The 22,125-nt window shown below is 62.9% G+C and carries 23 protein-coding genes and 1 tRNA gene; 8 read left to right on the forward strand and 16 right to left on the reverse strand.

The window, feature by feature from the left end; translation table 11 throughout:
- Positions 1–3: 3 nt before the first annotated feature.
- Both ASE48_RS27380 and ASE48_RS27385 read right to left on the reverse strand, forming a co-directional pair.
- Positions 4–741: a maleylpyruvate isomerase family mycothiol-dependent enzyme gene (locus tag ASE48_RS27380; protein ID WP_057170313.1), complete on the reverse strand. Its 738-nt coding sequence runs from the start codon at positions 739–741 to the stop codon at positions 4–6.
- 2 nt (positions 742–743) lie between these two features.
- Entirely contained in the window at positions 744–2,072 is a 1,329-nt protein-coding gene (locus tag ASE48_RS27385; RefSeq protein WP_057170314.1) for a cytochrome P450, read from the reverse strand.
- Between the two features lie 99 nt (positions 2,073–2,171).
- On the opposite strand from ASE48_RS27385, the gene ASE48_RS27390 reads away from it, so the two are divergent.
- Entirely contained in the window at positions 2,172–2,789 is a 618-nt protein-coding gene (locus ASE48_RS27390; protein ID WP_057170315.1) for a TetR/AcrR family transcriptional regulator, read from the forward strand.
- Here ASE48_RS27390 and ASE48_RS27395 read toward each other — a convergent pair.
- From ASE48_RS27395 to ASE48_RS27415, 5 genes are all read right to left on the reverse strand, one after another.
- Positions 2,786–3,487, reverse strand: coding sequence for an SDR family NAD(P)-dependent oxidoreductase (locus tag ASE48_RS27395; RefSeq protein WP_057170316.1), 702 nt, complete (start codon positions 3,485–3,487; stop codon positions 2,786–2,788). The genes ASE48_RS27390 and ASE48_RS27395 overlap by 4 nt on opposite strands.
- Positions 3,484–4,071: a TetR/AcrR family transcriptional regulator gene (locus tag ASE48_RS27400; RefSeq protein ID WP_057170317.1), complete on the reverse strand. Its 588-nt coding sequence runs from the start codon at positions 4,069–4,071 to the stop codon at positions 3,484–3,486. Before ASE48_RS27400 ends, ASE48_RS27395 begins: the two co-directional genes overlap by 4 nt.
- A 121-nt stretch (positions 4,072–4,192) precedes the next feature.
- The gene (locus ASE48_RS27405) at positions 4,193–5,809 is read right to left on the reverse strand and encodes a DUF7159 family protein (protein WP_082614452.1); all 1,617 of its coding nucleotides are present in this window, start codon (positions 5,807–5,809) and stop codon (positions 4,193–4,195) included.
- A gap of 150 nt (positions 5,810–5,959) precedes the next feature.
- Complete coding sequence (gene dcd, locus ASE48_RS27410) at positions 5,960–6,529, reverse strand: dCTP deaminase (protein ID WP_057170319.1); 570 nt, start codon at positions 6,527–6,529, stop codon at positions 5,960–5,962.
- Positions 6,530–6,552: 23 nt separating this feature from the next.
- Positions 6,553–6,987 (reverse strand): cupin domain-containing protein, encoded by a 435-nt coding sequence (locus ASE48_RS27415; protein ID WP_057170320.1) that lies wholly within the window; start codon positions 6,985–6,987, stop codon positions 6,553–6,555.
- 57 nt (positions 6,988–7,044) lie between these two features.
- Between ASE48_RS27415 and ASE48_RS27420 the strand changes: the two genes are divergently transcribed.
- Positions 7,045–7,118: transfer RNA gene (locus tag ASE48_RS27420), tRNA-Gly, on the forward strand.
- Positions 7,119–7,285: 167 nt separating this feature from the next.
- On the opposite strand, the gene ASE48_RS27425 is transcribed toward ASE48_RS27420, so the two are convergent.
- Positions 7,286–9,094 carry a hypothetical protein gene (locus ASE48_RS27425; RefSeq protein WP_057170321.1) on the reverse strand — a complete coding sequence of 603 codons (1,809 nt, stop codon included), beginning with the start codon at positions 9,092–9,094 and terminating at the stop codon, positions 7,286–7,288.
- Positions 9,095–9,649: 555 nt separating this feature from the next.
- Between ASE48_RS27425 and ASE48_RS27430 the strand changes: the two genes are divergently transcribed.
- Entirely contained in the window at positions 9,650–11,074 is a 1,425-nt protein-coding gene (locus ASE48_RS27430; RefSeq protein WP_156409399.1) for a hypothetical protein, read from the forward strand.
- A 57-nt stretch (positions 11,075–11,131) separates the two neighbouring features.
- Here ASE48_RS27430 and ASE48_RS27435 read toward each other — a convergent pair whose 3' ends face one another.
- Positions 11,132–12,319 (reverse strand): tyrosine-type recombinase/integrase, encoded by a 1,188-nt coding sequence (locus ASE48_RS27435; RefSeq protein ID WP_057170323.1) that lies wholly within the window; start codon positions 12,317–12,319, stop codon positions 11,132–11,134.
- A complete protein-coding gene (locus tag ASE48_RS27440) occupies positions 12,316–12,978 on the reverse strand; it encodes an XRE family transcriptional regulator (protein WP_156409400.1) in 663 nt (220 codons plus the stop codon). Before ASE48_RS27440 ends, ASE48_RS27435 begins: the two co-directional genes overlap by 4 nt.
- 122 nt (positions 12,979–13,100) lie before the next feature.
- On the opposite strand from ASE48_RS27440, the gene ASE48_RS27445 reads away from it, so the two are divergent.
- The 3 genes from ASE48_RS27445 to ASE48_RS27455 all read left to right on the forward strand — a co-directional run bounded on the left by ASE48_RS27445 (position 13,101) and on the right by ASE48_RS27455 (position 15,356).
- Positions 13,101–13,295, forward strand: a complete 195-nt coding sequence (locus ASE48_RS27445; protein ID WP_057170325.1) for a helix-turn-helix domain-containing protein — start codon at positions 13,101–13,103, stop codon at positions 13,293–13,295.
- 53 nt (positions 13,296–13,348) lie between these two features.
- Positions 13,349–14,863: a YfjI family protein gene (locus tag ASE48_RS27450; protein WP_057170326.1), complete on the forward strand. Its 1,515-nt coding sequence runs from the start codon at positions 13,349–13,351 to the stop codon at positions 14,861–14,863.
- Positions 14,864–14,990: 127 nt separating this feature from the next.
- Positions 14,991–15,356 (forward strand): hypothetical protein, encoded by a 366-nt coding sequence (locus ASE48_RS27455; RefSeq protein WP_057170327.1) that lies wholly within the window; start codon positions 14,991–14,993, stop codon positions 15,354–15,356.
- Positions 15,357–15,782: 426 nt separating this feature from the next.
- Here ASE48_RS27455 and ASE48_RS32905 read toward each other — a convergent pair whose 3' ends face one another.
- The 3 genes from ASE48_RS32905 to ASE48_RS27470 form a co-directional block, all read right to left on the reverse strand.
- A complete protein-coding gene (locus ASE48_RS32905; protein ID WP_156409401.1) occupies positions 15,783–16,571 on the reverse strand; it encodes a hypothetical protein in 789 nt (262 codons plus the stop codon).
- Between the two features lie 88 nt (positions 16,572–16,659).
- Positions 16,660–17,541 (reverse strand): alpha/beta hydrolase-fold protein, encoded by an 882-nt coding sequence (locus ASE48_RS27465; protein WP_057170704.1) that lies wholly within the window; start codon positions 17,539–17,541, stop codon positions 16,660–16,662.
- 22 nt (positions 17,542–17,563) lie between these two features.
- Positions 17,564–18,505: a TIGR03619 family F420-dependent LLM class oxidoreductase gene (locus tag ASE48_RS27470; RefSeq protein WP_327049667.1), complete on the reverse strand. Its 942-nt coding sequence runs from the start codon at positions 18,503–18,505 to the stop codon at positions 17,564–17,566.
- A gap of 104 nt (positions 18,506–18,609) precedes the next feature.
- Between ASE48_RS27470 and ASE48_RS32355 the strand changes: the two genes are divergently transcribed.
- The gene (locus ASE48_RS32355) at positions 18,610–19,137 is read left to right on the forward strand and encodes a CAP domain-containing protein (protein WP_082614455.1); all 528 of its coding nucleotides are present in this window, start codon (positions 18,610–18,612) and stop codon (positions 19,135–19,137) included.
- Entirely contained in the window at positions 19,134–19,490 is a 357-nt protein-coding gene (locus tag ASE48_RS27480; protein WP_057170331.1) for a DUF732 domain-containing protein, read from the forward strand. Before ASE48_RS32355 ends, ASE48_RS27480 begins: the two co-directional genes overlap by 4 nt.
- A 6-nt stretch (positions 19,491–19,496) precedes the next feature.
- On the opposite strand, the gene ASE48_RS27485 is transcribed toward ASE48_RS27480, so the two are convergent.
- From ASE48_RS27485 to ASE48_RS27495, 3 genes are read right to left on the reverse strand one after another with little or no spacing between them, the layout of a single operon-like run.
- Positions 19,497–20,066, reverse strand: a complete 570-nt coding sequence (locus ASE48_RS27485; protein WP_156409402.1) for a hypothetical protein — start codon at positions 20,064–20,066, stop codon at positions 19,497–19,499.
- A 29-nt stretch (positions 20,067–20,095) separates the two neighbouring features.
- Complete coding sequence (locus tag ASE48_RS27490; protein ID WP_082614456.1) at positions 20,096–20,713, reverse strand: hypothetical protein; 618 nt, start codon at positions 20,711–20,713, stop codon at positions 20,096–20,098.
- Positions 20,677–22,125 carry an MCE family protein gene (locus ASE48_RS27495; protein WP_057170332.1) on the reverse strand — a complete coding sequence of 483 codons (1,449 nt, stop codon included), beginning with the start codon at positions 22,123–22,125 and terminating at the stop codon, positions 20,677–20,679. Before ASE48_RS27495 ends, ASE48_RS27490 begins: the two co-directional genes overlap by 37 nt.

Raw genomic sequence — 22,125 nt, forward strand, 5'->3', positions numbered from 1 at the left:
ACCTTAGAACGGCGAGTTGGCCAGCCAGCCGTCCCATACCGAGGCGTCGCCCAGGACCTCCAGGCCGGCGTCGGCGGCGGTGCGTCTGCGGGTGATGGCCATCAGCAGGTCGACGGCCGGCCCGCGCACGGCCACGTCGCCCTTGCCGTGCGCATGCGACCAGGACACCCCGTCCTCGTCGTGCACGATGGTCCACTCGCCGGTCGGGCCCAGGCCGTCGTCGGTGGCGTGCAGATGCAGCGTCTGGCCGCGTTCGATGGGTGCATACCGTGCGGTCGCCAGGTCGATCCATTCACTGACACCGTCGGCGGCCAGCTCGGCGGGCAGGGTGAACTCCCTGCCCAGCGCCATCTCGGCGTCGGCGCGGTGCACAGCCTGCTCGTGCACCCGGCGCCGGATCCACCAGCCCGGGATGTGCGGGCCGACGAAGGTCCACACCTTGGCGTGCGGGCCGATCCGTTCGACGGTGTCGATGAGCGCCTGCGCACCGTCGTTGAGCCAGTCGACGGCCTCGTTGATGTCCTCGGGCGGCTTACCGTTGGACACCTCGCGCGGGTCCAACGGTTCGGTGCGGCGCTCGGCGATTATCTGTGTGCACCAACGGTTCCCGCGTCCGACATGGCGGAACAACTGTTTCAAGGTCCACTCGTCGCAGGTCGGCACCGGCGTCGACGGGTCAGCGTCGCGAATCAGGTCACCGAAGGTCTTGGTCTGCTCGAGCAGGGCGGCTCGGAAATCCACGCCTACGACCGTAGCGCGGTGCGGGAGTCGCCGAGGGCGATTGGCAGGCTGGACCACCCACGCAGCACCCGGGTATCCCGGCGGGCGCCGTCACCGGCGAGCCGCGCGTTCGGGTAGCGCTCGAAGAACGTCCGCAGCCCGACCTCGCCTTCGGCGCGGGCCAACGCCGCGCCCAGGCAGAAGTGCCGCCCGCCGGAGAACGACAGGTGCCTGCCGGCGTTGTCGCGTTCGATGTCGAAGCGGTGCGGATCGGTGAAGACGTTCGGGTCGCGGTTGGCGCCGGAGATGTAGACCAGGATCCCGGCGCCCGCGGGCACGTGCATGCCCCCCAGTTCGGCGTCCTTGACGGCGATGCGGGCGCTGAGCTGCACCGGGGATTCCAGCCGCAGGATCTCCTCGACGGCCGTCGGCCACAGTTCGGGACGTTCGGCGAGCGTCTGCAGGTGCTCGGGGTGTTCCAGCAGCAGCCGGATCCCGCTACCCAGCAGGTTGACCGTGGTCTCGAAGCCGGCAGCGAGCACCAGCCCGGCGGTGGCCACCAGCTCGCGCTGCGTCAGCGGCCCTTCCTCGGAGGCCTCCGAAGCGCGGATGATCTGGCTCATCAGGTCATCACCGGGATTGCGCCGCAGCTCCTCCAGATGCGCGGACAGCCAGTCGTTGAAGCCCTGCACGGCCCCGCTGACCACCTTGTACTGCGGCCAGGTCAGTCCGATGTCCAGGCTTGCGGCGCCGTGCTCGCCGAATTCCAGGATGTGCGGACGGGCGTCTTCGGGTACCCCGAGGATGTCGCCGATGACGGTGACGGGCAGTTGCCCGCAGTAGCGCGCCACAATGTCGACGGTGCCGCCCTCGTCGGCGAGGTCGTCGAGCAGCCGGTTGGCGGTGTCCTGCACCCTGTCCCGCAGCGCGGCGACGGCCCGGGTGGTGAACACCGAGGACACCAGCTTGCGGTAGCGGGTGTGATCCGGCGCCTCCACCGACAGCATGGACGGCGGCTGCAAGGGGTGCAGCACATCGGGTTTGGTGCGGTCGATGACCCACTGCAACGGTTTGGGCAGATTGGATCCGAGCGCGATGACGCGGAAGTCCTCGGAGCGCAGCACGTCGCTGCAGATCTTGTGGTCGACGCTCATGTAGACGACGCGGGCCTTCACGATGGGGCCTTGGGCGCGCAGTTCCTCGGTGAACGCGACCGGGTCCGCCCGCACCGAGAGGTCGGCGATCAACCGGCCCTGCGGATCGCCGCGGCGGGCGAACACCTTGGATATCCCGCGGATGACGCCGTGCATCGCCAGCCAGTGCAGACGTTGTTGAATCGGGCCTTGCTTCATGACATCCCCTTTGATTCCCGGGTCGCTTCGCTCCTGCCCGCCGGGAAACCGAATCGTGGTTCGGTACTGTGATGGCAGCCTACCGAATTACAATTCGGTATGGCAAGGACTCGGATCCCGGCGGCACAGCGGCGTGCCCGCATCCTCGATGCGGCCGTCGAAGCCTTCGCCGAGCACGGATTCGCCGAGGCCAAGATGCAGGACATCGCCAAGCTCGCCGGCGTGGTGCCCTCGGTGCTCTACGACCATTTCGGTTCCAAGCGCGAGCTGCACATCGCGGTGCTGGAGCTGCACGCCGAGCAACTGCGGGAGCGTTCGCTGCGCCGGGTCGAAGGCGCCAGCGCCGAGGAACTGGTGCGCGCGAGCATCGCGAACTACTTCGCGTTCGTCGAGGCCGATCCGTTCATGTGGCGCTTCCTGCACCGCGATCCCCCGGCCGACCCACAGACCGCGGCGGTGGTCCAGGAGATCGCCGACCGCGGCACCGCGGCCATCGCCGACCTGATCCGGTTCGGCGCCGGTGACACCACCTCGGTGCGGGGCATCAGCCTCGACGATTCGGCGTGGATCCTGGCGCGCGCCACCCAGTCGGCCTGCCACGGGGTGGCCACCTGGTGGTACGAGAACCGCGAGGTGCCCCGTGAACGGGTCGTCGAGCTGGTGTCCATGCTGCTGTGGCAGGGCTTCGACGGGATGCTCAAACAGGCATCGCGTTAGGTGTTGCGGCCGCCGTTGACGCCGAGGATCTGGCCGGTGATGTAGCCGGCTTCCTCCGAGATCAGGAACGAGCATGCCGCGGCGATGTCCTCGGGCCTGCCCATCCGCCGCACCGGCGTGGCGGCGATGGTGTCGTTGATATCGCCCAGCAGTCCCCGGCTTTCGGCGCCGCGCAGCATCGGGGTGTCGATGAAGCCCGGCGGCACCGCATTGACGGTGATGCCGAACTGGCCGTATTCCAGGGCCAGCGATTTGGTCAGGCCGTTGACCGCCGACTTGGCCGACACGTAGTGGCTCATGAACGGCACACCGGAATGCGTGCTGGAGGAGGAGATGTTCACGATCCGCCCCCAGCCGGCGTCGATCATGTCGGGCAGGACGGCCTGCACCGTGTGGAAGACGCCATGCAGGTTCACGTTGATCACCCGCTGCCACTCCTCGAAGGTGATGTCGGTGAACTGCTTGAAGCCGTCCAGGCCTGCCGAATTCACCAGAATCGCCACGGGGCCCAGCTTTTCGCGGATCTGGTCCAGTGCGGCGTCGACCTGGGCGCGGTCGGTCACGTCGGCCGTGAAGGAGAAGTCCTCGCCGGAAGCGTTCAGATCGAGGGTGGCGACGTTGTAGCCGTCGGCCGCCAGGCGTTGCGCGATGGCCCGCCCGATACCGGATCCGCCGCCCGTGACCACTGCTGTCTTCATCTGGTTCCCTTCGTGGAATCGGTTGCGGGCGAACGCCGCGGGGCACGCAGGCCCAGCGTCCGTCGCCCGGTCTCGACCAGATGGCCGAGCAGGTCGTCGTCGTCGATGCTGATCCAGGCGGGCCCGACGGCGCCGGCGATGCCGCCGACCACGACGGCCGCCTTCACCAGTCCGCCGGGGCCGGGTTCGACGTCGGCGAGCAGGCTCATCTGTCGTTCGATGAGTTCGGCCCAGCCGGGTTGGGTGCTGAGTTGGCGGATGACGCTGGGGTCACCGCCGAGCACGGAGACCAGCGCGCGATGTCGGACCGCCATCTCGGCGTAGCCGCAGAGCACGGCGTCCGCCCGGGCCGACACGCTGCGCAGTCCCTCGGCGGCGTCGACGACGGTCTCCAGCTGCCGGAAGATCGGCTCGACGACTCCGGTGAGCAGCTGCTCGCGGGAGCGGAAGTGGTAGTAGATCGCGGCCTTGGTGAGGCCGAGTTCATCGGCAATCATCTGCAGCGAGGTGCCGGCGAAGCTGTGCTGCTGAAAGAGTTCGATTGCGGCGTCGATGAGCCGCGCGCGGGTGCCCGCTGCGTCCATGGCCCACTCCCCACTCCCGGTCTACTTGCCGATCGTAAAGTAATCTACTTGCCGATCGTAAAGCGGGGCAGGTCAAAAATCGGGCCGCGCCCGAAGACGCGGCCCGACCTGTGGCGAAATGTCAGTTGCAGAAGATCAGGAAGCAGTTGCCGCCCTGGCCGCCGCCACCCTGACCCCCAGGGCCGCCGCCACGGCCACCGGAATCGCCGCGGCCGTAGTCACTGCGTGAACCGGAGTCACCACGAGAACCCTCGGAATTGCCTCCGCCCGAACCGTTTCCACCGTTACCGCCGGTCGGCCAGGGCCACTGCGGTTGCTGCGGTTTGGGCTGCTGCGGCTGCGGCTGTGGAGGCTGCGGCTGCTGCGGGTAATTCGGGTAATCGTCGTCGTCATAGTCCGGATAGTCGGGCCGCTGCGGCTGCTGCGGCTTCTGCTCCCACGGCGGACGCCAGACCGGCCACTGCGGGCGCGGCAGCACGATCACCGGCGGCGGCAGCACCACCGGCGGTGTCCACACCGGCGGGACCACGGGCGGCGCGACCGGGGCCGGAGCCGGCGGCGGGGCCGCCGGAGCCGGGGCAGGTGCCTGCGGCGCGGGAGCCCGTTCGACGTACACCTGGCGCGGCGCCTGCTGCGGGGCCTGCTGCACGACGGGGATGGGCGCCTTGATGGTCTCGGCCGCCGCCGGAGGCGGAGCCGGGGCGGGCTGCACGGGACGGGCCTCGGGCACCGCGGCGGGCGGGGGTGCCTGCACGCTCGGTGCCACCGCAGCGCGCGCCGGGGCGGGCCGCTCATCGGCGGTCGGGCGGATGCTCACGGCCAACGAGACCGCCAGTGCGACGACGCCGATCACGAAGATCGACGCCATGCTGCCGACCAGGAGGAAGGGTTTGTGCCCCTCGGGCGCGGGTTCCACGTCCAGGCCGGCGATATCGTCGGGGACGTCGACGTAGTTCGGGACCGAGGCCGGGGCCAGCTGGGTGTCGGCTGCGGCGAGCACCGAACCCGCGGTGGGACCGTCGGGGTCCAGCGAGTAGGCCAGCCCGACGGTGGACGCCTCGAAGGCGGGCGCGCTGGCCGAGGCCAGGGCCGCGCCGCGTGCCAGCGCCAGTCCGGATTCCTCCGGCGCGCTGACCGGGATGTCGACGAGATCGCTCAGGTGCGCTTTGACCGAGGCCACGTCGACACCGGAGCCGACGATGAACATGCCCTCCGGGGCGGTGTCCTGCCCGGCCACCGCGGCGGCCATATCGGCGAGCACGGCCATCGCGTCGGTGCTGTGCAGGCTGCGGCTGAGCACCTTGACCACCGAGCCGTCGTCACCGCGCACCACCGACAAGGTGGCGGTGTCGCGGTTGAGGAACAGCAGGGCCGTGGAGCTGTAGCCGACCGCGCGCCCGGCCGCCTGCGCCAGTGCGCCGGCGGCGTGCAGTTCGGACACCAGCATCACGTCGGTGATGCCGTGCGCGTCGAGCGCCTCGCGCAGCGCGGAGGCGTCGGTGTGATCGGTCCAGGTGACGCCGATCGACTTCAGATGGTGTCCGCCGGCCTGCGCGCTCTCCTGGGTTCCGAGCACCGCCTGGACGACCTGATCGGCCGCGTTGAGCGTTGCTGAGTCACCCGATGCCGATACCTCGAAGACATCGTGGTCGACGGTCGCGCCGTCGCCCTTCTCGCCTTCGACCAGCACCATGCGCACCGTGGTAGGTGTCATCGACACACCTAATACGATGTCCACTTTACCCCTCCAAAGTGTTTGCTACGTAGCTCATTTCGTCGACGCCGAGCACTCGACACAAACCGGCAACTAGATAGTTCATCGCCGTGAGCAGCGCCTCCGTTACACATGGCGGCGTTAGCTAGAGCACGAAATAAACCCTACTCGGGTTCAGGGTTTGACGAAGTTCAGATAGGACTTCGACGGGGTCGGCCCGCGCTGCCCCTGGTACTTGGATCCGGCCGCCGAGGAGCCGTAGGGATGCTCGGCCGGGCTGGTCAGCCGCAGCAGGCACAGCTGCCCGATCTTCATGCCCGGCCACAGCGTGATCGGGAGGTTGGCGACGTTGGACAGCTCCAGGGTGATGTGCCCGGAGAACCCCGGGTCGATGAATCCCGCCGTCGAGTGCGTCAGCAGCCCGAGCCGTCCCAGCGAGGACTTGCCCTCCAGCCGGCCGGCCAGATCGTCGGGCAGCGCGCACCGCTCCAGCGTCGACCCGAGTACGAACTCACCGGGGTGCAGCACGAACGGCTCACCCTCCTTGGGCTCGACCAGGGTGGTCAGATCGTCCTGGCGCAGCGCCGGGTCGATGTGGGTGTAGCGGGTGTTGTTGAACACCCGAAACAGACTGTCCAGGCGCACGTCGATGCTCGACGGTTGGATGAGGGAGTCATCGTGCGGGTCCAGCGCCAGCCGGCCCGCGGCGATCTCGGCGCGGATATCGCGATCGGAGAGCAGCACGCGACGAGCGTAACCGCCTCAGGTCATGGGCATGCCGGTGGCGCGTCCACGCGCACGGGCGCATCGGCGGGCAGCGTGTAGGTGACGACGGCGTTGGCGTCGTGCGGGCTGTCGTTGCGCACGATGTGCGGCACACCCGCCGGAATGAAGATGGCCTGGCCGGCGAGATAGGGCGTCGGCGCGCACTGCTGGGCGGCCTGAATGGACACCGTGCCACCGGTGATGACGGTGTGTTCCGGGCCCGGGTGGGTGTGCCAGCCGCTGCTCGACGGCGGGTGCAGCAGCAGTTCCTGGACATAGAGCGTGGTCGGGCCGGTGGTGTCGATCTGCACCGGCTCGGAGCTGGTGCCGCTGGCCAGGTCGGTGCGTTCGACGTCGCCCTCGGCGGGTGTGGCTGTTGCGCTCGGTGCGGTGATGACGGCCAGCGCGGCTGCAGTGGTGGCGGCGAGACGTTTCATGGATCCCCCAACTCACGAACTGGCGCGAACTGGGTGCTAGCCTTCCTGATCGAGCATGCCGATGTAGTTCAATGGCAGAACATCAGCTTCCCAAGCTGAATACGCGGGTTCGATTCCCGTCATCGGCTCCAGGTTTACCAGCATGAATGGTGTTCGAAGCGTTCGAACACCACTGCTCGGTGTCACACGATGTCACAACTGCGCCTCAACTGGCTGCCTCCCGCTTGCACGCCACTAAGCGATCAGGTTGCAGCCAGACACCTATTGCGGCCCTCTGGTCGCCGCCCCAGTCCGCTCCTCACTCGGGTGCCGCTTCCGAGGAAGGCTTGCCCTCCACGTCGGCGCTCCTGCCGAGAAGGAAAAGGTGCGCGTCAAAATCGAGGGCGAGCTCCCCAGACTGCAACCGTTCTTCCCAGGCGATCAAGTTCACGTCACCAGGACATTCCTCGACCGCGTTTGCGGCAAGAACGATTGCCTCCTCGTGGCGCCCTGCAGCTTCCAATTGTTCCGCGGCTTCAAGCTGCAAGAGTGCATCGACCTTCGCAGGCAGCGGCAAATCTTTGCCTTTGCGCCTCGCAGCGTGGCGACTCGCGGCCATGGTCGCCCACTCATCAGGGCTCCAAACAGGTAGTTCACGATTGGAGAGAACACCCACGGCGAAGGCGTGCGGTGTGGGGAGATCGAGGCACGATCCATATCGCTCGATAAATTTCTTCGCGCTACTGGTGTGGTCTTCCGGGCGCAGCCACTCATGCCAGAGAACGTGGATCGCCACCAAAGTGTCCCTAGCCTCCCCTTCTGACATCCCTGGCACCAATTGCTCGATTCGCTCGATGACGCCGGTCAGGTTAAAACGGTCGCCGTCCTCGTCCGATAGCCAGGCGATCAGGGCGTCGGCAGCGCCATTGAACCAACGGGGCGCGCTCTTGACGTTGAATCCCTCAGCTTGACCGATCCAGTACTGGGGTGCGAGCTGAGCTCGAATCAGTCCCGGCAACGCTTCCCGGTAGTCCCACGGTTCTGACCCAACCTTTTGAGCGTCGACAACGAATCGACGCACTACGTGCCGGACTAGCCTCCACAGCCCGGCGAGCGTGAGTATGCGCTCGAAGTTCGCCTCGAACGTCGTCTCAGCACCGTCGGTGAAGACCCACGCTTCACTGCCTAAATCTTGAAGAACATGGCTACGTCGTGAACGAATGTCGTAAGCGATAGCCAACATTCGTTCAAGTTCCGCCGCGCGGGGCGATTGCACACTCTTGACGGATTCAGCGCGATAATACGAGGGAGATACGCGAGCCAATGTGGACGATATGAAGCGGCGCCTAAGGCCCGCCCTGTCCGCTTCGAGGACCGCTGCGCGCACCCGCTCCACGACCGAACTGTCAACGTCCTTAAGTGCTCCATCAATAATCTTGCGCTTAGCTGAGTCGTACCTATCCCATGTCGCTGGCGTAGTGAGACTGTCTTCACCTAGCGATTCGAGCGCTGCAACGATGTCAGTGTAGGCACCGGTAGGGTCGTCAATTGCTGTTCGCGTCGCATCGACTGTATTGCGAATAACTCGCATAACACGAGCGAAATTGTCGCGATCGAGTGCGATCAAGTCACCCATGAACACCTTTAATGAAACTAAATCGCCCTCCGCAACGATCTGCGAGGGTTCAAACAATCCGGGAAACAAGTTGGCTGCCGTGTGGCGGCGATGGGACACGCCGTCAGATGTAATAAGGCGATTCGCCTGGTCGTGGCTTCGACAAAAAGTACGGTTCAGCATAAACGTCGTTACATACGTGATGTCGTCAATTAGGTCATCGCCATTTGTCGCGAACAGGAACTCTGGAACACCGCCCCAAGAGGTCGCTTCGAGGCGGTCCGTTGCTTCGACCATAACCGTGGACACTTCTCCTCGTTCGGTCGACGCGGTGACTGTTCCGACGGGTAGCTCGACAGGCTCCTTGCTGGAAAGCTCCGCGTTGGTGTACACCGTCCGACGATGGAGACGTTCGTTGATTTCGACCCCAGTGCGGAAGAACCGCCCAGCAGCAATCTGCAGCATTAGCTGGCCGCGGAGCTCCAACGGGGTTTTGTCCTTTTTCTTTGCCATATCTCTACCTTCGGGTCCACCCGTCTCGGTTGCCCGCGACTTGCCGACTTGGATTCAATGAAAACTCCGTAAACCATTCCCTCAAGAGGCAACATCGCCGCCGACCTCCAATTGAGGCAGGTTGAGACGCCAGGCATTTCGCAAGACTTTCAAGAAGCCATGCGGACTACCCCGTGCGGGGTCGTGGTGGCAACCGAACCCGACTGGGCGAACCGTCGCCCTCACGCCCTCATGTGTCCCCGTAATGTGCGATGGTGCCTCGAACCTTGACGCCGCGGTTTCGGGATGAGCCCACGACGATAAACGCGAGTAGTGGGGACAACTTAAGGACAGGTGCGCATGACGGACTCTGAGTATCCACGACCGACACTGTCGACAGTGCGACAGTTGTACGGGTCCGCCTTTCGCTGCGCACATCCAGAGTGCACTCGACCGCTATACAAACTGACCGACGACTCGGGCGACCGGGTACTCAACAGTCGAGTTGCACACATTCATGGACGACGCAAGGGAGCTGCGCGATGGATCGACATGCCTCCCGAGGAAAATCGAGCCTTGGACAATCTTGTACTGCTATGCATTGAGCACTCGTACGAGATCGACGAGGCTCCGGAGCTATTCCCACCCGAAACGCTTCGCGAGTGGAAAGCCGCGCAGGTCGCAGAGTACGACCGTCTTCAACGCAACTGGCCGATCAATGACGACGAGGTGGCTGAAGTGCTCGTCGCGTCCGAGTCGTTTGATGCTTTGCACGCTCCGGCAATTGTCGAGTTGGCTCGTCGGGTTGAAGCACTTCGGCTCGCTGCCACTAGAACCCGAACCGCCGCTCGATCTTGGTCTCGCAAATGGCAGCAGGCGAACGAACGGGCACGGCAGTCCTTCACCGCTTGGGATGACGAAGGAAATCCCCTGTACCTCCAACCCTCATACATGGAGCTTCTCCCCATAAAAGAAGGCCTTCAGGCTGCCCTAGCTGCCGCGCTTGTTGAAGTCCAGCCGGCGGCGGAGTCAGCTCAGATCGAAATCGCGGCAGTCCGCGTCACGCGAACACAGATGGCCCCGTGGTGCGAAGCGCTCGATCGGGCGATCACCAACCTGGTCGAAAACGTTGCGACATGGTCAGGGGGCCCTGATCCGCAAGCGGACAACGTATTTGAGGACGCAATTGCCACCCTTCAACAATCCGCTACCGACCTAGGACGGGCATCTCGCGGCGAGCAGGTTGACTTGCCAGAGCCCCAACACGTCGCCGCCGAGCAAACAGAGGTAGATCCTCTCGCAGCCCACCGGATCCTCCTTGACGAAGCGCGACCGTTCTCACGAGTTGACCATCTTCCCTACAACCCGGAGCTACGCGAAAGTGTTGCAGTGGCGACCGGCCAAGCGGCGGCTATCCCGTTCGCGTTTCACTTTTTGACGATCGGACTGGACACCACAGCCAGCCTCGCTATGTCAGTTGCGAGGAACGCGAGCGATGAAGAGTTGCTCGACCTAGTGGAGCGCGACAGGACTCGGCTTCCAATATGTGCCGCGGCTGCGCTACTTCAGGCCGCCACCCTTCGCGGTGACGGAGAAAATGCTCCCGCCCATGCCGCGCGCGAGAACTTGCGCCGTCTATGGTCGGAATCGGATTGGTCGAGCGAAACCTCTTGGGTTGGAAACGATGTAAACGGCCGGCAAATGATGCAAGCGTTCGCCCGCGTGACCTCAGACGAACAGGTGCGGGATTGCTTGTCCCAAGCTCTCGAAACGAACCCCGAGTTACTAGAGACAATTGTTGTCTCCTGTGCAGGTTGGAGCGAGGAGCGAGACTCTCACACGTGGGCCATCGTTGGGCTTGAACGCGACTATCCCGACACTCCTCCGTGGCTCCCGATCGAGACGATCAAGGCGATGGCCTTAGATGTATTCGGCGGTGATCGTGGCCTTGATGAGAAGGCGGTCCTAGCCGCGGTGTTACAGAAGTCCAAACACCACTAGGCCCGACGTGTTTGGCGAGAACGCAACTGAACGCAAAGGGGCGAATCTACATGTCGTTCAAGCCATATCGCGGCTCGGCAGCTGACGATTCAGCGCCGCGCCGGCGGCCTTGAGGGCCTCATCCTGCGAGTGCACGTAGAGCTTCATCGTCAACGTTGCGTCCTTATGTCCTACCCAGGCCGCGATCACCGCCGTCGGTACCTGCTGGAAGTGCATCAACGTTGCGCACGTATGGCGCGCCCCGTGCAACTTAATGTGGCGTACCCCAGCTGCTTTCACGCGATCCCGCCAGTATCGGGACAAAACAGCCGGCGAGTATGGTTCACCCATTTCATTGCTCGCGACGTATTTGAATACTCCCCCGCCAAGCGCCAGGCGTTCGGCAGCCTGACGGGCTTTCGCCGCGCGGAGAACCGCCACCAACCGATCGGGCAAGGGCAGCGTCCTCCTAGACGCCGCTGACTTCGGAGCGTTTTCGACCGTGCGACCGCCCGCCGACACCCTGTTATTGTCAATTTTCAGCGTTCCGGAATCCAGATCGACGTCACTCCAACGTAACCCAGCAACTTCGCCACGACGTAGACCTGAGAGCGCCAGCTCCCACGCGTGCCCCAGCCGATCGTTAGCGATCGCGGCAAGGATGACGCAGACTTCGCGTTCTGTGTACGTGTCCACCTGCACGTCACCCATCGGCAGTCGATCCACCAAAGCTCCGACGTTCCGCGGCACGAGCCCTTGCTTCCTGGCGTCTTCAAGCACCTGCTCGACAGTCGCGATGAACTTATTAACCGACGACGGCGACCACGGCTTGCGAGTCCTCCCCTTCGTAGTTGCGGTCCCGCCGGCTACCAGCTCGTTAACGAGGCCATCGACGTGCGCCTTCGAAAGTCTCTGAACCGCAAGCATTCCATGGCGTTCCACCAGCGGCGCGAGGTCGTATTGCAGTTTCGCCCGCGACGACTCCCGGAGTCCTCGACGCCCAAGGACGTAGGCCTCGACCACCTCGCCGACCGAAGTAGTCGCACGGGTGACGAAATCACCCTTCACTCGGGCACCTTGAAGCTCCGTCAGCGCAGAACGCGCCGCCTTTTCCGTCGGGAACCGGCGCTTCGCCTGCTGGCGCTTACCCGTTGTCGGATGCGTGCCCACGTCAACCGTAACCTGATAGCTCACAACAAGTTTTCCGGTCGAGCGGTCCTTCACTGTGAGCTTCTTGATCTGCGGCGGCAGTTGCTGTCGCGTCATTCCTTGATCCTTTCTACGGACGCTTCGCTCGGGATTTTAAGAACTCGGTCCTCAGCCGGCTCCCATAGGTCAACAAGAGCTTCCTCAAGTTCGCGTTTTCGCAGCGCAAGCTCACGGTTGTTCACTTCGATCGCCTGTTGAGTAATAGCGACCAGATCACTAGCTCCCGAAAGTTGGTACTCGAGAAGACGGTCAGTTAGGTCAGCTTCAGCTCTCATAGCTCGCCTAAGACCAAAATCCGCCGAAATGAGCTTAGTTCCATGTGATCTGAAGCCAGAATCAATAGAGTTGTTATGTCGGGCATCGATGTCCTGCGGGAAAACCACCTCACCGGCCAACCAGGCGACCGCCTCACTGCTTTCGGCTATCACTTGCGGCAGTACGCGCGCCGCACGGTAAGGAAAATCCGGAAAAAGCATCAGCACCGGCGGGATCTTCAACGCAGCCGCCAAAACGAGCAGTTCTGCCACGTCGATCTTGCCGCCGCGCGAGTTGCTCTCCATTTTTGCGATGGCCCCTCGACTGATCGGATATCCGAGCTCCTCCGTGCGCCGGGACAGCTCGATGGCTGTGAGCTTGACCGCCCGGCGTCTCCGACTTAGCGCCTTCGCGAACTGGCCCGCCAGGTCCTCTTCATAGGCCTTCGCCTCTTCGTTCATGCTCGGCATTGGATCACTCCTTCTCGACACTTGACGCATAACGGAGCATACCTTAGGCTCTAGATCGGCGCATTCAAGCTTCCAATTTGCTCCATATCGGAGCACTCTAACAGGAGACCCCCATGACCGACCTCTTCCGCCTGAACAGCATCAAGGACGTGATCGCACGTACGCGGCTGAGCCGTTCCACCATCTACTTGGAGATCGAGCGAGGTCATTTGCGCTCCGTGAAGGTTGGCAGTCGACGGCTGATCACCGAAGCAGCACTGATCGACTACATCAGCTCCCTCGACGACGGCTCGGCCGACGCCGCCTAATCGTTCATCACCACCGACCATCTCCGACCCACGACCAATCAGGACTCACTGTTATGACTCTGTACGACACAGCCAGCAGCACCGATGCGGCCAGCCCGGCCGAGCATGGCCTCGACGACAACGTTGCACCCATCCCGCTCAATTCCGGGCAGGCGGCGATCCCAGGCTTTCCTGTTGATGCGTTTCCGGGACCCATCGCCGAGATGGTCGAGGCGCTGGCTGAGGCGACTCAAACCGATCCGGCAATGGCGGCCACGTCGGCGCTCACCGTACTCGCGGCGTGCGTCGGCGGACGGGCAGAGATTCAGGTACGGCCCGGATGGCGCGAACCGCTGTGCCTGTACACCGCGTCCATCGCGAATCCCGGCGAGCGTAAATCCAGTGTCCAGGCTGCCATGACACGGCCCCTGCGTGAGTACGAAGCAGTTCTCGTCGAGCGCACGTCTGCACACCGTGACGAGACAAGCACCCGCCAGAAGGTCGCGGTGAAGGTGGCCGAACGGATGCTGAATGCCGCTGCGAACGAAGGCACAGATGCCGCGTTAGCGAATGCGATTAGCGCTGACAACTATGCAAAGAGCATCACCATCCCACCAGTGCCTCTGATCGTTGCGGACGACATCACGCCCGAAGCGGCCGTGAGTGCACTGGCTGATCAGGGCGGCCGTCTCGCCATCATCTCGGCCGAAGGCGGCATCTTCGACATCATGGCGGGCCGCTATACCTCAATCCCGAACATGGACATTTGGCTGAAGGGCCATTCCGGAGACACCGTGAAGGTGGACCGGAAGGGGCGCCCGGCAGAACGCATCCCGAGCCCAGCGCTGACGCTCGGACTGATGATCCAACCCGCCGTCGTTGAGGCCATCGCGTCGACTCCGGGCTTTCGCGGGCGTGGGTTACTGGCTCGCTTCCTCTACGCTTACTTGACGTCGCGCGTCGGACGGCGGGAGATCGCGCCTTCCCCCGTTCCCGCCAAGGTGCTCGATGATTACTCGCGTTTCATCACCACTCTGATCGACGGGACGTTGCGGCGCAGCGGAACGCCAGCTGTGATCCGCCTAGACGAGTTCGCGCAGGCAGCCTTCACGGCGATCGAGCGTGCGGCCGAACCCACCCTCGTCGGCAAAGGCGAACTTGCAGGCCTCGCCGACTGGGGCGCCAAATATGCTGGTGCGACGGCGCGCATCGCAGGTCTCATCCACATGGCCAAGCACGGCCACCACGGTAGCGTCCAACAGCTCGTCGACGCTGACACGGTATCTCGCGCGGAACGCATGGCGATCTACTACAAGGCTTGTGCCATTCAAGTTTTCACCGAGATCGGTGCAGACCCCGAGGTCGCGAAGGCCGCCTACCTTCTGAGGCGCCTCGTTGAGCTCGGTGAGGAGGTGGTCGATCAGCGTGACATGCAGCGACTCGCCCAAAGTTTCAAGACCAAGGCTGAACTCGTCTCTGCCATAGAGTGCCTGGTTCAGCATCGACATCTGCTGCGGCTGCCGGCCCCGGAGCGTGCCCGCGGTCGGCCGAGGTCGCCTCAGTACTTGTTCAACCGCCCTGCGGCATAGCAGTTCTGTCAGTTCTGACAGTTCTGTCAGCGCGTTGCCGTATGTCACGGACGGCAATGCGTAACCCCCCAATCTTCATCCGGCGCCCACCGGAAGAAGGAAACAATAACAAACGGAAGGTAGCACAATGATGGATTACAAGGAGCTTCTCAAGCACTGCACGGGCGAGATCTACTACCCAGCAAATGAGTTCGCGAACGACCTAGCAATGAGCGATGCTGGTGGCCACGTGGGAGTCCGTGAACTCTTCTTCACCGCAAAGGATTTCATCCACAACACCACGGACGAGAGCAGTGATGACCCGGTACGTCCCGATGAACTCATCGAGTACTTGTGTGAGCACTTTAAAAGTACGGTCGACAAGATCGAGATGCATTTCGGTATGCTCTTCGGTGCGCTGTCCGCGAGTCCAAGCATCGACTTCGAAGAGCTCTGCGTGTGCTGTGGAGCATTCGGATTTCGTTGGACTGAAGCGAGACGCGACATAGCGTAGAGCATCACATCGGTCGGGTGGCGCCTAGCGGACAGGCGCCACCCGACCATGTGTCACTGACAGAACTGACACAACCGACAAAGCTCCAACCCGATAGGGCAGAGCAATCGCGAAACTATTCCTACACGACGCGATACACGCAGATGGTGCTCATATCAACCCACGCAACGGTATTCGGAGTATCGCTGCGCTGTTGAAGCCAGATACCGGTCGCACGTACACCACCAGTGAGTTCGCGGACGCGGTGATAGTCGCCCGCTGACGGAGTGTACTGTCGCGTTTCACCATCGTTGAGCATCCGAGTTGTCCTCTCCCTCGCTAGCAACCAGCGAAGGGTGGGGGGTACCCCCCATGCAAGAAGCGGCCGCCTCGTTCCGCCTCAGCGCCTTCTCTCTCTCTGGCGATGCGGCCGAACTCCTGCGGGAACTAGCTCTGGCGTCCAAAAGCGATTGGCAGCGATTCACTTTCACCATCAGTATCGGTCGGTCGAACGACCGCGACAGCCATCGTGCAAGGCACCGGTGTTGCCCCTCCTGTCAAGAGCATGGCACGCAGCGCACCGAACGCTGACAGGCGTTCGCGTTCCAAATTATCAAGTCCCGAACGCAGGTCCCGTTGTGCGCTCCGGATCGCTTGGGGACCGCCGTCTGAAATCACATCGTAGATTTCTGCGGTATCGCGTAGGAGTGCGAGGAATGAGTCCGCCGCCTCACAGGCCGCAGGGCCGCCCTCATCCTCATCAATACTTTCTAATAGATAGAACGATGAGCCAGCCACCGCATGCCAGGCGTCCTTGCCATTTCGAAGTCGTGGCAGGATCATGCCCGATCCCGAGGACTTATGCCGCAAACCGAACGGATGGTTGTCGACGTCGCCGTCTATTACGTGTAGACGATTGCGAACCCACTCTTCATGCTGACTCTTGATTTCTCGCAGCTTTTCGACCGGGAAAGCATTCGTCTGCTCATCGACGATACGATGGTGGACGCGGCACAGAAGTATCTTGTTGTAATACCCGTCGAGATCCATACCAGCAACGGATGCTGCGCCACGGGGTCCCCGTCGAGAAGCACTGATAATGTGTGCCTCTTCTCCGATGAGCGCATCAGGATCTGACGCATTGCTCGCGATGGAAACGAGCGGCTTGCGACACATGCTGCAAGTTGCGGCGGCCTGGCCCCAAAGTTTCTTTCGGTCGTGATCTTTCATCGTCATTGGAGACCTCTCTCCACGACGAGACTAATCGATCCTCACGAGTGGGTGCTAGGACCGTCTGCTGGCCTAGTGTCGTGCTGTCAGCCCTCTATCTGATTGCAGCTTCTAGGTCAGCAGCCATAAGTTGAAGCTGTGCGCGCCAGGTCGCCCAGTCGTGTTGGCCTGGTCCACCGATGTCGAAGTGCCCGTTGTTGCCACGGACCCTGCGGTAGTTCTGATAGAAGGTGCGGTTGCTTCCTTGGGCTTGATCGCAGTAGCCGATCATTGCGGCAGGATCCGTGCACTCAACCGCCCCCGGGCTGTGAATCCACAGCCGAGCACTATTGTCGACGAGCAACTGCGCGTGAACATCTGGGTCGTGCCACTTCCAACGCCCGAGTTGGGCCGCGCCCCACATTGCTTGCGTATTGACTCCGCCGAAGCGGGCCATTCCGGCTGTGATGGCACCATTCATAGCCGTGTTCGATGGGGTGAGAAATCCGGAAAACGATCCAGCGTATCGGTATCGCCCGGGGTGGAACGCTGCCATGGTGACCGCTGCGGTGCCGCCCTGCGACACGCCAACGATGGCGTGTCCACCCGGTTCTTGGCCCTTCTGGGCAGCTAAATAGTTGGGTAGTTCGTTTGCGAGGAAGGTCTCCCATTGCTTTGCGCCATCTTGTTCCCAGTTGGTGTAGAGGCTCCACGCTCCGCCTGCTGGAGCCGCTACAGACATGCCCCGTCCGGCCAAGGTGGTGAAAGCTCCGGCGCCGACCCAGTTGCTGACGTCCGGGGCGGCGTTGAAGGCGTCAAGTAGTACCACGGTGTGGGGACCACCGTGCTGGAACGCTACCGGTATGCCACGCCCCATCGCCGCCGAGGGAACCATGAGGTACTCAATAGTGTCGGCCTTCGTCGATACCGCCGGGAAGAGCGCCATCGCCAGTAGGGTCGCTGTCAGTACGCTGGCGAGCTGACGTGCACGTTTCATGATTGCCTCCATTGCGGTTTCGTTAGCCGGACGGTGTGCGCGCGTCGTCGGGAAAGTGGGGCATGACGTTGCCGGCGAACCACTCGATACGCCGACAGAGGTCTGCGGGCGTCTCCCATGCCGTATTCAGAATGAGCGAGGTGAATCCGGCGGCTTCGTGCGCAGCAATGGATTCGATCGTCTGCTGCGTCGTGGCGGCGGTGGTCTGGACGTGAGCATTGTTGACATGGCCGAGAGCCCGGGTGACGGAACGATCCGGCTCGCCGTAGGTCAGGCCGAATGAGAATTCGACCGCGTCCGTGTCTCGACCCTCGTCTGTCAGCGCCCTTTTGATTGCTGCGATAGCGGATGCGAGCTCTGGCAGCTGCCCGGCCATCGGTGCCCAACCCGCGCCGTAAGCGATCAAACGTTCCAGCGGCCGCTTACCGGATCCGGCCACCCAGATGGGGACGTGCGGCGTCTGCGCACACCGAGGTGCGAATTGGACGGAATCGAACTGGGCATACTTGCCATCGAAGCTGGGCCGCTCCTCGGTCCACAACGCGATCATCGCCTGGAGATACTCGTCGGTCAGCGGGCCACGCTGCCGAAAGTCGAGCCCAAGTCTGTCGAATTCGTCGGCGCACCAGCCAGACCCAGCCACCACGATCAATCGCCCGTCCGACAGCTGATCGAGCGTGGCGATGGCTTTTGCCTGAAGTAGAACTGGTCGATATGGGATGACGGCGGCGTAGAGCAGCAGTTTCATTGTCGTGGTGTGCGCGGCGATGTGGGAGGCCACAAGAAATGGATCAGGCCACACGGGGCCTAACGGTGCACGCCCGTCAGCGTTTTCGGGAGCAATGATGTGGTCGGGTATCGCTACAGCGTCGAACCCGCACTGTTCGGCCAGTGTCGCCACGGCTGCGATATCTGCAATCCTGGGCCATCGATCCCACGGATACACCTGGAACCCAAACCGCACAGCAGCCAATCCCTTCGGTAGCTAGTGTCCTTTGTTACTTTACATGTACAGTTCGATTTGCTGTAAAGAATCGGTCGAAACCCTCTGCGTGACTAGGTGACGAGATGCGCTATCCATCAGACATATACCTGCATGCCGCGCGGCGTCCTGCTAACGCGGCCGCCCTGGCCGCCCTGGCCGCCGCAGTAGCGCCCTTGTTGCCCGTCGCACCAACGGCCCATGCCGATAATCGGCGACTCAACGAGAGCGTGTTCGTCAATATCTTCACCGCGCAGCACCGCAATGGATGCAGGACCGACACTCGACTTGATCCGCGCCTGGTAGAAGCGGCACAACGTCACACGTTCGATGTCCGTGACCACCGAAACATAAACGGCAGCATCGGCTCCGACGGAAGCACCACACAGGACCGAGCCCTCGCCGCCGGCTTCGCGGGATCGGTCGCGGAGACAGTTGCGATTAATCCCGCGCTGGCGATCAGCGGCGTCGAGATACTTAATCAGTGGTGGCACAACCCGGTCAGTCGAGCGATCATGCAGGACTGTAGTCATGATGCTGTCGGAGTCTGGTCGGAGAACAGTCTCGACCGCACCGTGGTCGTCGCTGTCTACGGCAGCAGCGCGGTCCAATGAGCGTCACGCGGAGGGTGTCGCTGTCCGCGCTGATCGCCGGATGCGGCATTGCAACAAGCATGGTGCTCAGTACACCGACAGCATTGGCCGACGAGGTCGCCTATCTGGTCAATGTGACTGTGCGACCGGGTTACAACTTCGCGAACGCAGAAGCTGCACTGGCCTATGGCCGTTCGATATGCGGACGGGTCCGCAACGGACTGGCCTACCCTGAACTCATCTCGACCGTCAAGCACGACTTCGCCACCAACGACAGTTACCAGGCGTCCTACCTGATATCTCAGTCTGCTCAGGAGCTCTGCCCCGACGTCATCTGGCAGCTCAGGCATTCGGCCGCCGGATTTCGGGGCTGAGGCGGTCTACACGGGGTCGAAACCGGAGACCAACCACTTGCCGTCGACGTGGTCCATCGTGACGCGCACGCTGGATGTGCTGGCGGTGGGAGGGTCATCACCGACAATCAGGGTCTGATTGACAAAGACCAAGACCACGGCGCGGTTCGGGGTTGCCGACACCGATGCTGCGGCGGGCACACTCGCTTCGGCTGAAACGCCCTTGTCTCTGGCACCCGGTATCACGACGTCTTTGGTGAGCGAGCGGTAGGAGTCGCGGAATGCGCCGGTCAGCTTGGATTCAGCTTCGGTCAAGTCTTGTTCTACGGTGTCCGGCTGGTACGACAGGATCGCCACAGCGGCCTCGGAGGCCGCAGCGAACGAGCTTTGCGCAGCTGACCCGGACGATTCCAGCGACCATTGCTGCCAGCGCAGATAACCAAGGCCACCAGCGGCGCCGACGATCAGCACCGCAAGCGCGCCATAGGTCAAAAATTTCCGTCCCACACGACTCCGCGGTTGCGGCGCTGTCGCGGATTCTGCTGGTGACGGTGTCGACTCTACGATGTCTGTTTTAGGTGTGCTGATTTCGGTCACGTTGGCTCCATTTGCCCGACGGGGATTGATTACGGGACGAACTGCACATTGGACACCTTGGCTTCCTGCCCTGGTGGCTGTGTCACGGTGATACGCATCCGCCACGCCCGGGGCTGTGCCTCTTCGGCTCCGGCGAGCGACGTTTGGACCGCTACTGCCACGAGTACGTCCGCGGACTCGCCGTCCTGAGATTCCAGGCCGGCTTCGGTCACCGTACCCACGGATTTCGACTGCGATTCAGCTACGGCAGCGACGAATTCTCCTGCACGCTTCTCAAAGTCATCATGGAAGTCGCCGACGCTACCCGTGAGGATCCTCTCGATGTCGGCATTGACGGTCGTGTGGTCGATGGTCGTGAGGTTGAGCGCAGTTTGTCGCCCGACGTCCACCAGCATCTGCCGGTGTTGGACGGCACGACGCTCTTCGGAAACGTTGTTGAACATCCACACTCCGGCGCCCGCGAGCCCAGCCAGTACGACCAGCATCAACAGCAAGGCGATCCGCGCGATGGGTCGCGACTTCTTCAAAGTGGGGACCTCGTCAGTCGCGCGGGGGTCGGCGCTGGTGTTCTGCTCGACCGGCTGGTCGGAAATATCATCGCCGGTCAGCTCTACGGGCTGGCCGGGGGTGTCAGCATCGATTGCCATGTCTTGTCTTTCGGGGCGGTGTGGGCGAGGTCGGCTTGTGTGTAGAGCTTGCCGTCAGGTCCGAGATAACTGCCGGTGGCTGGGTCATACTCGGCAACGGCTACCGGTGGCAGGGGCTGCGCCGCGGGAACCATCGGAGTGTTTTCCGGGAGTTGCGGAACACCTTGACCGGACAGGGTGGCGTTGGGATCGCCTTTCCAGTTGTATCCGTCGTTGAGCGGAACGTACGGTTGGTCGCTTTCGCACATCTTCACCGTGGGTGCTCGCTTGCCGGGGACGGTCAGGCACGGCAGGTTGCGCGCACCACGCACGTTGCGGTCTGCGTCCTGCGGAATCCGGCAGTAAATGTCACCGGCCGGACGCTCGGGCGAGTCCACTGAGGCCGGTGTGCGCATTTGTTGGGCAGGAAGGAAACCGGTCGCGCACGTTGTCGGATTGTTCAAGTTCAGGTTGAAGCTCAGGAATGCGCCCTTGAAGTCCTGCTTGGTGCCGAGGTTGGCGATGACGCCGGCCTGAAGCGCAGCCACGCCCTGCGGAAGCAGAACGAGCAGCTGCTCCACCGCAGGCTGATACGTCACGGCAATCTGACCGAGACTGACCAGATTGGACAACAGCACCGGCACGGTTGGCTGTATACGGTCGATGAGCTGTTGCGCCTCCGCGGCCGCGGGACCACCGTTGGTCAGGATGCCCGAAACGGCTGAATCGCTCGTACGCAGTTCGTCGGTGACGGTGGCGACGTGGCTGGCCCACGCATCAATGGAGTCGGCGGTGTCGGCTTGGGAATCCAAAACAGGTTGGGCTTGTTCGATGAGGGCCGTAAGCGAGTCGAGATTTGCCTGAGCATCGATCGCGAGGGTGGTCGACCCTCGGACAAACCGAGCGATTTCGGCTCCGAGTCCGCCTATCGCGGTATGGGATTCGTCGATAACGGTCTGCAGATTCTCGCGCGGTATGGCCTGCAGGCCGGTGTTCGTGGCATCCAGCAGGGCATTGATGTCCGGCGGGACCGTCGCGTCGGCCGCCGGGATGAGGGCGCCGTCAGCCAGCGACGGTCCATCGCCGCTTCGGGGTAGCAGGGCAACATACTGCTCACCGACCGCGGACTGGCTGTGCACCTCTGCCCGGACATCGGCAGGAATGGCGACACCCGAGTTGAGCGACAGCCTGGCGACGACACCAGTGGGCGTCAGGTCCACCGATTGGACGCGGCCGACTTCAGTACCCCGGTAGGTGACGTTAGCGTTCTTGTATAGACCGCCTGTCTCCGGCAACTGCAGTGTCACCGTGTAGCGACCCACGCCGAACAATTGTGCGGGCAACTTCATGTAGCCGAAGATCATGACCCCGGCGAAGATTATTGCGACGACGGTGAACACGGCCAACTGCACCTTGACGCGACGAGTGAGCAT

Source organism: Mycobacterium sp. Root265 (assembly GCF_001428895.1).
GTDB lineage: Bacteria > Actinomycetota > Actinomycetes > Mycobacteriales > Mycobacteriaceae > Mycobacterium.